14 protein-coding genes are annotated in these 16,513 nt (G+C 34.7%); 3 read left to right on the top strand and 11 right to left on the bottom strand.

Going from position 1 to position 16,513, the window contains the following annotated elements; all coding sequences use genetic code 11:
- Positions 1-261 precede the first annotated feature (261 nt).
- From Bho11B_RS03970 to topA, 6 genes are all read right to left on the bottom strand, one after another.
- The gene (locus tag Bho11B_RS03970) at positions 262-897 is read right to left on the bottom strand and encodes a uracil-DNA glycosylase family protein (RefSeq protein WP_078673719.1); all 636 of its coding nucleotides are present in this window, start codon (positions 895-897) and stop codon (positions 262-264) included.
- Between the two features lie 48 nt (positions 898-945).
- Positions 946-1,512, bottom strand: coding sequence for a thermonuclease family protein (locus Bho11B_RS03975; RefSeq protein ID WP_035005906.1), 567 nt, complete (start codon positions 1,510-1,512; stop codon positions 946-948).
- 969 nt (positions 1,513-2,481) lie between these two features.
- Positions 2,482-2,649 (bottom strand): 50S ribosomal protein L33, encoded by a 168-nt coding sequence (rpmG, locus tag Bho11B_RS03980; protein WP_035005904.1) that lies wholly within the window; start codon positions 2,647-2,649, stop codon positions 2,482-2,484.
- Positions 2,650-2,751: 102 nt separating this feature from the next.
- Entirely contained in the window at positions 2,752-3,924 is a 1,173-nt protein-coding gene (locus Bho11B_RS03985) for an MFS transporter (RefSeq protein WP_035005902.1), read from the bottom strand.
- A gap of 559 nt (positions 3,925-4,483) precedes the next feature.
- Positions 4,484-6,754, bottom strand: coding sequence for a ribonuclease R (rnr, locus tag Bho11B_RS03990; RefSeq protein ID WP_078673720.1), 2,271 nt, complete (start codon positions 6,752-6,754; stop codon positions 4,484-4,486).
- 3 nt (positions 6,755-6,757) lie between these two features.
- Positions 6,758-9,349 carry a type I DNA topoisomerase gene (gene topA, locus Bho11B_RS03995; protein WP_078673721.1) on the bottom strand — a complete coding sequence of 864 codons (2,592 nt, stop codon included), beginning with the start codon at positions 9,347-9,349 and terminating at the stop codon, positions 6,758-6,760.
- Between the two features lie 246 nt (positions 9,350-9,595).
- Here topA and Bho11B_RS04000 point away from each other — a divergent pair, with 246 nt between their 5' ends.
- Positions 9,596-9,802, top strand: a complete 207-nt coding sequence (locus Bho11B_RS04000) for a hypothetical protein (RefSeq protein WP_035005898.1) — start codon at positions 9,596-9,598, stop codon at positions 9,800-9,802.
- On the opposite strand, the gene dprA is transcribed toward Bho11B_RS04000, so the two are convergent.
- From dprA to Bho11B_RS04020, 4 genes are read right to left on the bottom strand one after another with little or no spacing between them, the layout of a single operon-like run.
- Positions 9,762-10,943 (bottom strand): DNA-processing protein DprA, encoded by a 1,182-nt coding sequence (gene dprA, locus Bho11B_RS04005; RefSeq protein ID WP_371441552.1) that lies wholly within the window; start codon positions 10,941-10,943, stop codon positions 9,762-9,764. The two genes, Bho11B_RS04000 and dprA, sit on opposite strands and share 41 nt — an antisense overlap.
- Positions 10,921-11,547 (bottom strand): glycerol-3-phosphate 1-O-acyltransferase PlsY, encoded by a 627-nt coding sequence (gene plsY / locus Bho11B_RS04010; protein ID WP_078673722.1) that lies wholly within the window; start codon positions 11,545-11,547, stop codon positions 10,921-10,923. Before plsY ends, dprA begins: the two co-directional genes overlap by 23 nt.
- A gap of 8 nt (positions 11,548-11,555) precedes the next feature.
- A complete protein-coding gene (locus Bho11B_RS04015) occupies positions 11,556-12,860 on the bottom strand; it encodes a dihydroorotase (protein ID WP_078673723.1) in 1,305 nt (434 codons plus the stop codon).
- The gene (locus Bho11B_RS04020) at positions 12,857-13,822 is read right to left on the bottom strand and encodes an aspartate carbamoyltransferase catalytic subunit (RefSeq protein ID WP_078673724.1); all 966 of its coding nucleotides are present in this window, start codon (positions 13,820-13,822) and stop codon (positions 12,857-12,859) included. Before Bho11B_RS04020 ends, Bho11B_RS04015 begins: the two co-directional genes overlap by 4 nt.
- Positions 13,823-13,948: 126 nt before the next feature.
- On the opposite strand from Bho11B_RS04020, the gene Bho11B_RS04025 reads away from it, so the two are divergent.
- Positions 13,949-15,577 carry an acyl-CoA dehydrogenase family protein gene (locus Bho11B_RS04025; protein ID WP_078673725.1) on the top strand — a complete coding sequence of 543 codons (1,629 nt, stop codon included), beginning with the start codon at positions 13,949-13,951 and terminating at the stop codon, positions 15,575-15,577.
- On the opposite strand, the gene ruvX is transcribed toward Bho11B_RS04025, so the two are convergent.
- Positions 15,551-16,042: a Holliday junction resolvase RuvX gene (gene ruvX, locus Bho11B_RS04030; RefSeq protein ID WP_078673726.1), complete on the bottom strand. Its 492-nt coding sequence runs from the start codon at positions 16,040-16,042 to the stop codon at positions 15,551-15,553. The genes Bho11B_RS04025 and ruvX overlap by 27 nt on opposite strands.
- A gap of 153 nt (positions 16,043-16,195) precedes the next feature.
- On the opposite strand from ruvX, the gene gatC reads away from it, so the two are divergent.
- Positions 16,196-16,483 carry an Asp-tRNA(Asn)/Glu-tRNA(Gln) amidotransferase subunit GatC gene (gene gatC, locus Bho11B_RS04035; protein ID WP_078673727.1) on the top strand — a complete coding sequence of 96 codons (288 nt, stop codon included), beginning with the start codon at positions 16,196-16,198 and terminating at the stop codon, positions 16,481-16,483.
- The last annotated feature ends 30 nt before the right edge of the window (positions 16,484-16,513 follow it).

Here is a 16,513-nt window from a genome sequence, read left to right on the forward strand (position 1 = left end):
TATTTAAGATTAGATGCTATTCAAATTAAATAATAGCATTTTAGTTAAGTAGAGCTTTTATTAACAATTTCACTGGGATATTAGATGTTACAATATTAGATAAAGAATGCTGCTTTATGCATGGTGAACTCAGCTCTATATTATAAAGCTATCATGATTAATTTATTATATTTGATATTGATAATTCCTTACATTGTTTATAGGGGCTATAAACTTTATTAAAGTTAACTAATTTGATAAAAAATTAATATACTATCAAATTCATAAGAATTTACGGACTAAACAGCGAAGATGTACAATAAGCTCATCATTAAACCATGGGTGTTTTTTTAACCAAAAAGTATTTCGCCATGATGGGTGGGGTAAAGGCATAACATTATATCCTCGAGGTTGACGTATGGATAGTATGTTTTTCCAATCACTGACGGTTTCCGAGACAGTTTTATATTTTAGGTTTGTGATATGCCATTTGTGCGCATAACTTCCAACAGCAAGAACAAGTTTTATTTGCGGCATAGCCTGAAATACTTTTTCATGCCATATTTCTTGACATTCATTTCTTGGAGGCAAATCAGATTTATTTGGGGCATAGCCAGGAAAACAAAATCCCATAGGAACAATAGCAAATAGAGATCTATTGTAAAATTCATCACTGGTTACACCGAGCCAATTACGTAATCTTACGCCAGAACGATCATTGAAAGGGATCAAACTTTCATGCACACGCAATCCTGGTGCTTGACCTGCAATTGCAATAGAAGCAGTATTAGATAAATAGACAACAGGCCTTGGTTCATGGGGAAGGGGAGGAAGATAATGTGGATGTTTGATACAAACACGGCAAGAATGAATATCTTTTTCTAATTTTATAATATGCTCACATTGTTTTTTATTCATAATAAATAAGAAATTAAAAAGATATTTTTATGGAATAAAGAGATTACTTTATTTTTTTATGCGGGGATGAGTTTTACGCCATTCTTGCGGATTTTGAAAACTTGACTGCCATATTCCTTTTTTTTGTCTTTTAGCTTTTTGTTCTTCTTTAGGATAGTTATAAAAACTGACAGCCCAACCATTGCGTACCATTGCTGCGTTAATGTTATTAACTTTTTTTGTTCTACATATGGCAAGAATACGATGATAGTTGTCTTTTTTAGACCAGTAACATGTAACAGATTGATGAGCTATAAGTTTTTCTAATTTTTTTTTTGCTTGCAAGCCGCATGCGTAGCGTTCTTTTTTTATGCCGCAAAATTGATTGAGTTCAGGAGCATCGATTCCTGCAAGTCGAATTATGTTATCAGAAATCTTAATTGAATCACCATCAATGACCAATGCCTTACCTTTTATAGATTTTTGGGGAACAGAAATTATGTTATTGATTTGTGCTGCAGTACATCTCGAATAAATTGTTCCATGAATAAGAACAATATTTATTATAACAATACTGAAAATAATAAGTTTTTTGCTAAAAATATTCGGATTAGAAGGAGAATTATTTATTTTCATGAGATAAAAATTGTAACAATATATTTATGGGATGAGTTAAGATAAAATACTGGTAATTTGTAATAACTGTTTCATTTTGAAAAATATTCATTATGCTCTATCTATAAATAAATATATACAATAGCAAGATGGTAGGGAAGACAGGCTGCTGTTTCTCATCTATGAATTTTATCCTATAGAAAGTTAATTAAATGATTATGTGATAGTAAAGGTGGAGTATTTGATAAAGTTTTATTTGTAGATCCAGCTCCTTTAAGCATAAATAAAAACTTATATAAGTCTTCTCTTGGGCATAAATATCAATCTGATCAGGTAGATTATTTATGTATTTTTGTTCATCGAACAAAGAGAAACAATTTGCGAATAGCGCAAATTTTACGTATATAGGCGCTTAAAATTCCTTCTGATAAAAGATCTAATATCATTTCCATCAGTCCATATACAATGTCCTTTTTTACCTATGATGATTGCTATTCTGATATATTGACACATAGAAAGAACTTCTTGAGAATATATTTGCCTTTAAGCAACAAATTTATCATTATAGGTAGCTTGAGGGTCTGAAAGAATACTTGCTAATTATTTTATATGACTAACACGTGGAAGATGATTGATATCGGAAAATGCAGCGTCAGTGAGAAGATTAAATAATTATTTTCCAATAATAATTAATTATGAGTACTTAGGTTTGTATTGATCAAGATAGTTTATATAACTAATGCACTTAGTAATATATCACTCTTTGAGACTGCTGTGAGTAATGAATTTTTGCAAAATAAAGGTTGAGACTTTAGCTAGAAAAGCTAGACATTTATCTTAAAAGAATACAATCACGTTCCCCTTTTTTATTAGGGGGTTAATAATAAAAGAGCTTTTGTAAAAAAGCCAAATTATCAAGAACACTGCAATATATTCTGCGTTTTTATTTACACGGCATTCTTAATTTTAATAATTTAAACGAAAGACTAATTATTTAATTTTTGTTTCTTTAAAATCAACATGCTTTTTAACAATTGGGTCATATTTGCGTTTACTCATTTTATCTGTCATTGTGCGGCTATTTTTCTTTGTTACATAGAAAAAGCCAGTATCTGCAGTTGATAAAAGCTTAATCTTAATAGTTGCTGCCTTAGCCATAATAAGAGTCCTATTATAGTAAAATAATATTACTTCGCTATCAAAATTTATTTTTGATGCAATTACATTTTATATATGACACTACGGATGTTCTACAAAAAGTCAAGAGTTGTTTGATTTTCTCATTAATTGAATAAGCACTAAAATAATATATAAGCTAAAAAAACAGGCAATTGCCAAAGAAAAACCAAATGGTTTTAAAATATCCATTGTTTGACCAATAATAGCTGGTCCAATCAGTATACCAATTCCATAGCAAAAAATAAAAGCAGAATTAGCTGCAGCAAGCTCTTGTCCTTTAAGGCATTCACCAAGTTGTGCTAGGCCAATTGTATAAAGACCTGCTGGTATTCCACCAAGGAAGAAAAGATCAATCATCAAAATCAGTTTATGTTCTGCTATCTGCGGTATAATGAGAGTTCCAATCAATCCTAAAATAGCGCATCCTATAAGAGAATAGCGCTTATCTTTTAAATAATCACTTATGAGGCTGATAGGAATTAAAAGGAGAATATTACCAAGAGCAAGAATTTCCATAAAATGTATGGTTTCATTTGTATTATATCCAATTGATAAGCTAAAAGGTGTTATAAGTGTTAACGTTCCCATTTGTATAGCGCCATAAATAAGTGCTGCTATTGTTGAGGTGGGAATACGTAAAATATGTGAAAAAAACGCCGTATTTTCCTTACTCTGAAATTTGGGGCTCAATTTCCAGGCAAAGAGAAGGGGTATGATAGCAATTATAATAAGAAGGCAGCCGGCACCAAAAGGTATAAAATTTTGTGTTCCTATTTTTTCTAGCAGCATTGGGCCTAAAATAAATCCAAGACCTAAAGTAATAGCATAGATAGAAATTACTAAACTGCGTCTGTGAGGTGGAGATGCATTATTAATCCAGAATTCTGATAGAATAAATATAATTGTCATAGCGAAATGTAGTGTAAATCGCAAAATAAACCAAATCCATATTGATTCAAAAAAATAGAATCCTAAAAAACTTAGAGAACCAATAATCATCATAAGCAATATTGATTCGACGACACCGAAATGTAAGGCGATTCGGGCAGTTAGAGCAGCTGCAATAATTGTTGCAATTCCTCCGACTCCTCCACTATAACCGATGATACTATTTGATAATCCTTTTTCAGTCATTAGCAACGAAATAAGTTGTGTTCCCATTCCTAATGCTACACCGACAGTACCGATGGTCGTAATCGAGGCAATAATTGCACGCAAAGAACTATTTGGGAAGTTGAAGGTTTTGTTCATCATGAGGGGAGTTTAATTAAAATTATAGTGTTATATTTGGATCATATGATTAGTAATAAATTTTGTTGAAAATAGAAAAAGAAAATTGCGATTAAAAAAATAGCATTTACAGCGTAGCACATAGTCTGTGGGGTAATTGTGTAGATTTTTAGATGATAAAAGGTAGATAAGTCTATATGTTGCATATTTTATGATATATTTAATGTAAAATTTTTTGACCTTTTCTTAATCAAAAGAGAATCATAGAAATTTATTATATAGAGCTAAAAAAAGAAATAGTATGCATCAAATAATAATAAAATGACAAGAGATTTTTAAATAATCCATTACTTTAAAAATGTTGGCTATATAGTTCTTCTTAAATTAAGACATCTTTTTAAAAAGATATTAAAAATGAAGATTTTTCTTAAATAACTTTTTGTATAATAAGCTTAAAATATTTGATACTAATGTTATCAACAATCAATTAGTTTTTAAAATTAAATATTATTATGGATTTATCATGGCTTTTAATCTTTGTGTGCAGAGATATAATTCTAATTTTGCGATCTTTTATTGAAGGTTATCTTTTTTTATCAGAAACATAATTGCGTTTTTTCACTATAGATTTATTTTTGTGGTAGGAGATAGGTAAAGAAGTTATGAGACGAGGTTTTGTTAACATTTCAAAACATAAAGCACCAGAAAAAGGTTGGACTTCTAAAATTTTTACTTCGACTACATCACCAAGTTGATAACATTTACGGCTACGTTTTCCTATAAGGGTATGCTGTACTTCGTCAAAATAGTAATAATCACTTTTAAGTGTAGAAATAGGCACAAAACCATCTGCATTTAATTTATCAAGTGCGATAAAAAGACCTGCTTTTGTAACTCCTGAAATACGGGCTGTAAATGAGTGTCCAATTTTATTAGCTAAATAATGTGCAACAAGTCGATCAACAGTTTCTCGTTCTGCCATCATTGCGCGGCGTTCGTATAAAGAAATTTGAGTGGCGATTTTTGCAAAATTTTTCTCTTGTTCATCTGTGAGCCCATCATTACCCAATTTCAGAGCTTTTATAAGCGCTCGATGAATAATTAAATCAGCATAACGGCGAATTGGTGAGGTAAAATGTGTATAGTTAGGCAGATTTAAACCAAAGTGGCCTATATTTTTAGGACTATATTCGGCTTGAGATTGTGAGCGCAAAATAATCTGATTTACTAACTCCTCTTGTTGCGTATTCATAGTTTTTGTAAGAATATTATTAAGCTGTGCTGATGTAAGTTCAGCTCCTCGTGCAAGTGAAATTCCTAGACTTTGAAGAAAGTTCTGGAGCATTTCCTGTTGTGCAAGAGATGGCTTACTATGAATACGATAAATGAGAGGTTGATGATGTCCTTTTAATGTTTCAGCAGCTGCAACATTCGCTTGTATCATGAACTCTTCAATTAATCGATGTGCTTCTAGATGAGATAACATCACAACATCTTGAATGTATCCATTTTGATCAAGAATAATCTTTTTGTCTGGTATTTCTAATTCTAATGGTTGTCGGTGATTGCGCGCAATTTTAAGGCAGGAATAAGCACCCCATAATGGTTGTAAAATGTTTTCAAGTAAGGGAGCTGTTTTTTTATTTGTCTTTCCTTCAATTGCACATTGTACTTCTTGATAGGATAATTTGGCTGCCGTACGCATTACAATACGATGGAAACTATGTTTACGTTTGTTTCCATTCGCATCAAAAATCATACGAACAGCTAGTGCAGGTCTATCTTTTCCTTCGTGCAATGAACAGCGATCATTAGAAATACATTCTGGAAGCATTGGTACGACACGATCAGGAAAATAAACAGAGTTTCCTCGTTTTAATGCTTCCTGATCTAGAATACTTCCTGTTTGTATATAGCAAGAAACATCCGCAATTGCGACAATGATAATCCAACCTCCGCTATTGGCAGGGCTTTCATCCTTTATTGCATAAACTGCATCATCATGGTCTTTTGCATCTGGGGGGTCAATTGTAATAAACGGTAATTGTCGCCAATCTTCGCGGTTAACAGCGTTATCAGGTTTTATATTTTCAGCTTGTTCAAGGACATCTGAGGGAAAAATATGAGGAATTTCTTTTGATATAAGGGCAATCATTGAAAGATTTGTTTCATTATCAATGTGCCCTAAAATATTTCTTACTTTTGCTTGTTTGAATCTGTAGTTAGTACTATTTTTAATTTCAATTTCGACAAGATCACCAGCTTTAATATCTATGTTCGTAGAAATATCAATAATAAGCTCGTTATTTTTACGTTCTATGGGATCTATATGCCATTCGCCATTTTCTAATTCTCTCACTATACCAAGCATATTTCTTTTTTTCTTATCAATCTTGCGGATGATTCGTCCTGTATAAGAAAGATTTTGCAAAACTTTATTTCGAAAAATTTTTACAAGGATGTGATCTCCAATACTAATGCTTGCTCCTCTTATGCGATGAGAAGAAGAAATTTGAATATTAGGCTTTGGATCATTGGGCCATTCAAGAGGTTCTGCAATAAAGTCACCATCTTTATCAAGAGCACTAACTTTGACTAAAGTAATTGATGGTAATCCCTTTTTGATGCTTAAATTTTTACGTTTTTTTGGTATTACATAGTTATCTTTTAAGTTACGCAATATATCTTTTAACCACATATGAGAATCACTATTCAAGTTAAAAGCTTTAGCAACTTTTCGTTTACTCGATTGGTTCGGATTATGAGTAATAAAGGATAAAATTTCTGATTTACTAGGTAGCTTCTTAGTATTAGATAGTTGAAAATATTTTGTTTTTTTCTCGCTTTTAGCCAAAATTTATGCTTTCTTTTTGCGGGGTGAGGATTTTTTTGGTGTTGCCTTCTTTTTTGAAGTAGCTTTTTGTTTTGTTTTTTTTATCGATGCTTTAGCTAATATAAGTTCTAATGCTTCTGCAAGTGTGACTGTAGCTGGATCTTTATCCTTTGGTAAGGTAGCATTAATTTTATTCCAGTTAACATATGGACCATAAAGACCATTACGTATAGTAATTAGTCCACCTTCTGGGTGATCTCCTAGTGTTGCCAGCGTAGCAGGTGTTATTTTACGTCGGTTTGTTGTACTCTCTTTTTTTTCAGCAAGTATTGTAACAGCGCGATTAATGCCGATATCAAAGACTTCATCTGTACTAAAAAGATTTGTGTATTGTCCATCATGAGCAAGATAAGGACCATATCGTCCAATTGCGGCTGTAATTATTTTTCCTGTTTCAGGATGAATGCCAACTTCACGAGGTAAAGACAGCAAAGCTAAAGCTTTATCAAAATCAATATTTTCTATGTGCCACCCTTTAGGCAAACTTGCACGCTTAATTTCTTTACCTTCGCCAAGTTGAATATATGGACCAAAGCGGCCATGACGAAGGGAAATATCTTTCCCTGTTTCAGGATCAATACCGAGCATAACAGGTTCATCATTGTGCACCGCTTTGCTTTGTTCTTCTGTATCTGAACCTAATTGGCATGTATATTTACATTCAGGATAATTAGAGCAACCAACGAATGCACCATAGCGCCCTAATTTTAATGATAATTGGCCATTTGTACAAAGGGGACAAGAGCGGCAATCACTTCCGTCTTCACGTGTCGGGAAAGCAAGAGGAGCTAACGTTACGTTTAAAACATCAAGAACGTTCATTATGCGGAGTTCTTGGATACTCGTAATAGATGCATTAAATTCATCCCAAAAATCGCGTAAAACATCTTTCCAGGAAAGTTTTCCATCGGATATAAGATCTAATTTTTCTTCAAGAGCTGCTGTAAAACCATATTCTACATAGCGATTAAAAAAATTTTCAAGAAAGGCTGTAACAATACGTCCTTTAACATCAGGGATAAGTTTGCGTTTATCGGTTATGATATATCCACGATCACAAAGTGTGCTTAATGTAGATGCATAAGTTGAAGGCCTACCAATTCCCAATTCTTCAAGTTTTTTAATTAATGCAGATTCAGAATAACGAGGAGGTGGTTCTGTCGTATGTTTGACCGATTCAACTTTTTCTTTTGTAAGTGATTCTCCAACATTAATCTGCGGAAGACGTGTTGATTCATCCTCATCACTATTTTCTTCTTCTTTTGGATCCGTATAAGCAGAAATGAAGCCATCAAAACGAATAACAGAGCCTGTTGCGCGTAAATGAGCGTGATTTTCTTCTTGAGATGCTTCAATTTCGACAGTTGTACGTTCAATTTCAGCAGAACACATTTGGCTGGCAATTGCGCGTTTCCATATTAATTCATAGAGTTTTGCTTGATCACTATCGAGAAAATTGCACACTTGATTAGGATGACGTGTAAAATCTGTAGGACGAATAGCTTCATGTGCTTCTTGTGCATTCTTAGCTTTTGTTGAATAAAAACGTGGTTTTTCAGGAAGATAATTTCTTCCAAAAGAATCAATAATCGCTTTTCGTGCTGCATCAATAGCTTCTGAAGCCATTTGCACTCCATCAGTACGCATATAAGTAATAAGTCCTGCTGTTTCACCATTGATTTCAACACCTTCATAAAGCTTTTGAGCAACTTGCATTGTGCGAGAAGCTGAAAAACCCAATTTTGAAGAAGCAGCTTGTTGTAATGTAGATGTTGTAAAGGGTGGAGAAGGATTCCTTTTTATAGGCTTGGCTTCAATACTTAACGTGCGATAATTTGCTTTTTCCAACATAGAGAGAATTTGATCAGCTTGTTCTTGGGATTGAATATCAAGCTTACCAAGTTTGTTATGGTTAAATTCTATTAACCGTGCATGAAAAATATTATTTTGGAGTGTTTTCAAGTATGTTGTAATTGACCAGTAGTCTTCTTTAATGAATTGCTCAATCTCTGATTCGCGATTGCAAATGATACGTAAAGCAACTGATTGAACACGACCAGCAGAACGAGCACCAGGTAATTTGCGCCATAAAACAGGTGAGAGAGTAAACCCAACCAGGTAGTCGAGAGCTCGACGTGCAAGATAGGCATCTACAAGCGATATATCAATATCGCGTGGATTTTTCATGGCATCAAGAACGGATTTTTTCGTGATTGCATTAAAAACAACTCGTTTAACACGTTGATCGTTTAAAACTTTTTTTTGTTTTAGAACATCAAGGATATGCCATGAAATAGCTTCTCCTTCACGATCAGGGTCTGTTGCTAAGATAAGGCTATCGGCTTCTTTGACTGCTTTTGCTATTTCATTCAAACGTTTTGCTGAAGCAGTATCAATATCCCACTTCATAGCAAAATCTTTATCAGGAAGAACAGAGCCATCTTTTGCAGATAAATCACGTACATGCCCAAATGATGCTATGACTTTGTATTGAGATCCAAGGTATTTATTGATTGTTTTTGCTTTTGCTGGAGATTCAACGATAACAATATCCATAATTTTATCCGAATGTTGAAACAAAATTCTCTTTATAAACTTCTTTCAAATGAATAGCTAATGACAATTGGTCAAGAGCACATAAAAAAAAACTATATTATACAACTTTTGATTGTTATTATTAAAAATACATCTTATAAAAGAAATCGTATAACTTATTTTCCACAGCCAATATAAAAAGCATACGGCAAAATACTAAGATAACATCTATTGAGAGGTGGGGAGAATGCTCAAGGATAAAAGATTATGTTTATAAATCACTTAAAGATTATCCACTATATTACAGATATGTCAAAACAAATGAGCCAGATGGCACGTCAAGCTCATAGTCCACTTTTAGCATTGCTTTTGGATATGGCAGCTGAAGAGGGGCAAAGCATTATTAATAGTTCTGAGGCTCTTGGAGAAGATCCTAAGTCGACAATGATACGTAACCGCCAGAGTGCCGAATAAGCTTTCCAGCAAGATCCAGTTCAATTAACAAGAGGTAGAGTTTTTGTAACGAAACACCTGAATAAATGCTGAGTGTATCTAAATCAATTGGAGTGCTTGATAGAGCCGAAAGGACAGCTTCACGTTCTATATCATCTCCAATCAAAGAAGTCTCATTCGTTATTTGCTTAGGGGGACTAGTATTTTCTTGTGGAAATTGAATTGAATATGTTTCTTCAAAAAAGCTAAGTTGAGGATCGGTTGTATTCGATGTTAATGGTGTGAGTGTTTCTATAATATCAGAGGGATGTGTAACCAGCAAAGCACCTTCTTTAATAAGATTATTTGTACCAATTGCTCTTGGATCAAGTGGAGAACCTGGAATAGCGAAAATCAATCGTCCCATTTCAACAGCTTGGCGTGCTGTAATTAAGGAGCCTGATCGCATGGCCGCTTCTACCACTAAAAGACCAAGCGATAGAGCTGCAATAATACGATTTCTTCTTGAGAAGTCGATAGCACGGGCTTTCCAACCAATGGGCATTTCACTAATAATTGCTCCACCATTAGCAAGAATATCATCATAGAGTTTTTGATTTTCGGGAGGGTAAATGTGATCAATACCACCAGCCATAACTGCAACTGTGCCTGTTAGCAAACTTGCTTGATGAGCAGTGCTATCAATTCCACGTGCAAGTCCAGAAATAATCGTAAAACCAGCATTACCAATAAAATGAGCAAACTGATTAGTTAATTTTTTGCCGACTGCAGAGGCATTTCGAGAACCAACAATCCCAACAGAAGGTTTTTGAAAAATCGAGCAATCACCTTTTATGGCAATAAGTGGAGGTGATGCTTCTACTATTTTGAGAAATGGTGGATAATCTGGTTCTCCTATACCGATAAACCTAATACCTTGTTTTTCAGCTTGTTGCATTTCTTTTTCGGCATCATCTAATGTCGCGATTCGAATAGGTTTACGAAGCCCTCCATTTTTACTAAGCTCAGGAAGCATAGCAAGAGCATTTTCTGCTGTTTTATAATGGTCAATCAAATTACGAAAAGTAACTGCTCCAATATTTTCGCTGCGTAATAACCGCAACCAATTTAATCGTTGCTGATCAGTAAGCAAAATTCCTTTATTTATTCCTATTTGTGGTATCAATTTTATTTTCTTCCCCTGCTAATAATCTGCGAATATTAGTATGATGTTTTATAATAACGAGTATGCTCATTATTATTACTATGCAAGCAACATAGAAAGAAGGGGAATGATAGTAAATAAAAATTGGAGTAATAATTACAGCCGCAAGTGCAGAAAATGAAGAATAGCGCGTTAATATAAACGCTCCTATCCAGACAATAATAAAAATAAGAGCTGCTAACCAATCAAAACCTAAGCAGACACCTAGATAAGTTGCAACTCCTTTACCTCCTTTGAATTTAAGCCATATGGGATAAATATGCCCTAAGAAAGCTAAAAATCCAGCCAGAAGAGCAATTTCTACAGTAGGAAATAGAAATTTTGTCACCCAAATAACAAAAGTGCCTTTTAATATATCGCATAGAAGAGTAAGAGTTGCGATTTTTTCATTTCCTGTTCGTAAAACATTTGTCGCTCCGATATTTCCAGAACCAATTGTTCTTATATCGCCAAGTTTATAAAATTTTGTAAAAAGTAATCCAAATGGTACAGAACCAATGAGATAAGATATCAGGAAAATAAGACATGTATTGAATTGCAAAAGTGTTTCTACTTCACTCATTAAGAATCTCATTTGCTTTGCTGATTAATTTTAAATACTGATTGTCCCTTTACAAAAGTTTGAAGAACACGTCCCTGAAAACGAGCATTTTCGAAGGGAGTATTTTTTGAACGTGAATGTAGCGTATCTACAGATAAGACCCATGGCTCATCTAAATCAACCAAAATAAGATCTGCATGAGCGCCTTTCATAAGCGTTCCAGCATTGAGACCAAAGAGTTTTGCAGGTGCTGTTGATAAAAGTTCAACTAATCGTACAAGAGGTACAGTTTCATTGTGATAAAGGCGTAAAGCCGCACTTAATAAAGTTTCCATGCCAATAGCACCTGGCGCAGCCTCTTGAAATGGCAAGCGTTTTCTATCAATGCTTTGAGGATTGTGAGAAGAAGAAATAATATCTATTGTCCTATCTTTTATTGCTTTAATCATTGCTATACGATCTTCTTCTGCACGTAATGGGGGCATTAAGCGGAAAAAAGTACGATATTCACCAATATCATTTTCATTTAAAGATAAGTGATTAATAGATACACCAGCTGAAATTTTTTCACTATTTTGTTTTGCTAAACGAATAGCGTCAGCAGACATAGCTGTCGATATCTGTGCTGCGTGGTAACGTGTTTGTGTTAGAATAGCTAGCCGTAAGTCTCTTTCGAGTGGAATGACTTCTGCCTCACGCGGAATTCCAGAAAAACCAAGCCAACTCGCTAATAAACCTTCATTCATAACGCCTTGATCAGAAAGATCGTGGTCTTGTGTTTCATGAATCAATGCAATATTGAAATCACGTGCATAAATCATTGCCCGCCGCATCACAGCTGAATTTTGGAGTGTCTTTTTTCCTTCACTAAAGGCAACTGCTCCTGCATCTTTCAATAAACCAAATTCAGTGATTTTTTGTCCTTGCAGACCTTGCGTGATAGCAGCAACTGGATAAATATTAACTAATGACGTTTCATGCGCTGTGCATGTAATAAATTTAATAAGAGCTACATTATCAATTATCGTCTGTGTATCAGGCATCATAAGAAATGAGGTAATACCACCGGCTGCTGCAGATTGGCTTGCTGAAGCAATAGTTTCAGGGTATTCAGCTCCTGGTTCTCCGATAAAGACTTGAGCATCAACAAGTCCAGGAAGAATTGCTTTATCTTGTGCATCAATGGTTTCTGCTCCTTCTGGTATTCCTTGATTCAAAGCTTCTTTTCCAGCGGCTACAATCAGTCCATTTTCAATGATAACTGTACCGATTTCATCAATTGCGCGTGAAGGATCAACAATGCGGGCGTTTTGAAAAACTATTGGTTTTGTCATTTCTTTTCTTTACTCCAGTTATGGCGCAAATCTAATAAAGCCTCCATGACCGCCATGCGCACAGCAATACCCATTTCTACTTGTGTGTGAATCATACTTTGTGTACTATCTGCTATATCAGAAGCAATTTCTACACCACGGTTTATTGGGCCAGGGTGCATGATAATGCAATCATTTTTAGCATACGCTAAATTTTCTTTATGCAAACCAAAATAATGGAAATATTCACGAATAGAAGGGATAAAAGCACTTGTCATACGCTCGCGTTGTAAGCGTAGCATCACGATAACATCAGCACCTTTTAGACCTTCTTTCATTGTATTAAATACTTCAACACTCATATTTGAGATTCCAGGAGGGAGAAGTGTTGATGGGGCAACAGCACGAACACGAGCTCCTAAAGCATTGAGGCTGATAATATTAGAACGGGCGACGCGTGAATGTAAAATATCACCACAAATTGCGACAGTTAATCCTTCAATATGACCTTTTATTCTTCTAATGGTTAGAGCATCTAATAAAGCTTGTGTTGGGTGTTCATGTGCACCATCACCTGCATTAACTACGCAACAATCAACTTTTTGTGCTAAAAGCGCTGCAGTTCCAGCACAGCTATGGCGAACAACGAGTATATCAGGTTTCATAGCATTAAGAGTTGTGGCTGTGTCAATTAATGTTTCTCCTTTTTTTACAGACGAATTACTAATAGCCATGTTCATCACGTCTGCCCCTAATCGTTTGCCAGCTAATTCAAACGAAGATTGAGTTCTTGTGGAAGCTTCAAAGAAGAGATTAATTTGTGTATACCCATGCAATATAGATTGTTTTTTATTAATTTTCTTGGAAAGAAGTACGTTCTCATCTGCGCGATCAAGTAATATATTAAGGTCTTGTACAGTGAGGTGTTTAATCCCTAAAAGATGTCGGTGAGGAAAAATTGGAAAAGTAGTATTATGAGTCATAGTATTCTTTTCTATAGATCTCTAAAGAGCGTAAATCAGCATTTGTTTAAATATAATAAATGTTTTTAGCTGTAAAAAGGCAAATAGTCTATGATGTGAGTGATTCTAATAATAGGAATATACTATATGAATGTTGTATTCACGCAGAATTTACAGCGAAAAAATGCATTTCTTAGTGATACGCTTATGTTTCGTATTGCGTCTACTTTACCTACTTCCTTGTTGGCAAGCTTTGAGGAAATAGGAACTTTTGTGGCTAGTGATGAGGCGTGGGATCTTGCACGTTTAGCTAACAGCCACCGGCCCCGGTTGCACTATAATAATCGATGGAAACAGTCAAAAGAAGAATTAGATATTCATCCTTCTTATCATACTCTTCAGAGGTATTCTAGACAAGCAGGTTTAGTTTCTTCGCTTTGGGAAAGTGCGACTTCAGAGAATGGAGTACGTTATCAGGCGCGTGCTATTCGCTTGGCTTTATTGGCCGGTTTGGAAACAGGACATTTGAATGAGATCACTGTAGCAAGTGCTGCTATTGCAGTTTTAATTGGTGATATTGAACTATTTAAAAAATGGCAAGATGCACTTTTATCACGTCAGTATGATTTATCTTCTAAGCCTATTGATAATAAAACAGGCGCCTCACTGACTTGTGCTTTTGATAATATTGAGGAAAATGAGAAATATACTTTCAATTTTCCAGCTGTTCAAAGGATTTCTTTTGATGAGAAAATGGGGCGTGATCTATACCGTTTAAACATTATAAAAACCAATGTTGTTAATCCGATGGCTGATGGATATATTGTAAGCGCAGAGATAGATGGCCTTTTAAGCTGCTTTTTAATTCCACGGTTGCAAGAAAATGGCTTATTAAATGGTACTATATTAATTCGTTATTTAATTCAGCGATCTGGAGAATGTTCAGCTCCAGAGGGAGTTATTGAATTCCGAGGTTGTTGTGGTTGGCTTTTGGGTAACGTAGGAGAAGGGGCTAAGGTGATTAAGGATATCGAAACGATGATGCGTTTCGATCAAGCTATAATATCTGCAGGTGTTTTGCGGTCTGCACTTCAATTTAGTATAGATTTTCTTCGGAAGAAAATGCCAAATCAACCCTTTCCACCATTAACAGAGCGTATTTTTGCTGATATTGCACTTGATATAGCTGCTTCGCAAGCATTGGTTATGCGTTTAGCCCGAGCATTTGATAATGCTGTAGATAATCGTTCTGAGGCAGCTTTTGCAAGAATTATGACACCTATTATTGCTTGTCATGTTAGTCAATTAGTGATTCCAATTGTTGGTGAAATTATTGCGCAGGTTGGTATAGAGAGTTTTACGGATAGTAATCCCTTGTTGCAAATATTGCGTGATAGTCCTGCACGAATAGTTAAAAATAGTGGTATGAATCAATTGGTAAGGGATGCAATTCTTATAGGAGATAAAGCACCTGGATTATTTCAGCAATTATTAGAAAAAATTGCAGCTGATATTGGACAAGCTGGTCCACGAGCGATTGAGATTATTAAATCCGCTGTGAATATGGCTTCAACGAATGAGGGAGCTGGTAGGTTTTTTGTTGAGCAGATGGCATATGCATCTGCTAGTGCTGCGTTACGTTATACAGAAGTAGAATATATTGTAAATGCTTACATGGAAAGCCGTCTTGGAGGACAATGGAGATCATCTTATGGTATGTTGATTGCACGATATAATCCAACGCAATTATTAGATATTCTCTATCCTACTGTTTGATGGCAGAGTCTTAATTCTATCGAGAGCACCTTGTAAAATGAAAGCAGCAGCAGCTGAATCAATACGTGATTTTCTCTTAGAGCGTGACATATCCATTTCTAAAAGAAGACGTTCTGCAGCGATTGTTGATAATCGTTCATCCCAAAAAGCAAAAGGAATTTCTGTATATGTTGCCATATTACTAACAAAAGTTTTAGTTGCTTGAACACGTGGGCCATTGCTTCCATTCATATTAAGAGGTAAGCCAATGATAATAGCCCCTACATTTTCATTGTTAAAAATCTGTATAAGCGTGAGAGCATCTAATGTGAATTTTTTTCGATAAATAACAGGTCGCGGATTTGAAAATGTTAAACTAATATCAGAAATAGCAATTCCAATTGTTTTGGTACCCAAATCTAAGCTTGCTATTGTCTGCCCAAGTGAAAGATGTGTCATAACTTCATTTATGCTGATAATGGCCATGTTTATATACTTAGAGTATCATAATATTTTCGTTAGTTGCTATAAAAATTGGGGTGTAAATATCAATATTCTTGTGCTTATAGATGTAGACTTGTATAGCCAAAAAATGAATAGGCTAATAATATTAGAGTAAATCAAGTAGGAAGGTATAATATGTCTGTTGAGAGTAAAACAGTCAAGCGGGTGGCAAAATTAGCACGTATTGCTATCCATAATGATGAAGTTGAACGTATAACAGAGGAGTTTAATACCGTTTTAGATTTTGTAAAACAACTTGACGAAGTTGATGTTGATGGAGTTGAGCCACTAACATCAGTAATTCCAATGACGTTACGAAAACGTGAGGATGAGGTTACGGATGGTAATAAGGTTGTGGATATTATAGCAAATGCGCCTTTAGCAGAAGAAAATTTTTTTCTTGTTCCAAAAGTAGTCGAATAATTTTTTATATTTTAAAACTCGAGAATCAAC

Source organism: Bartonella sp. 11B (genome assembly GCF_002022625.1).
Taxonomy (GTDB): domain Bacteria; phylum Pseudomonadota; class Alphaproteobacteria; order Rhizobiales; family Rhizobiaceae; genus Bartonella; species Bartonella rochalimae.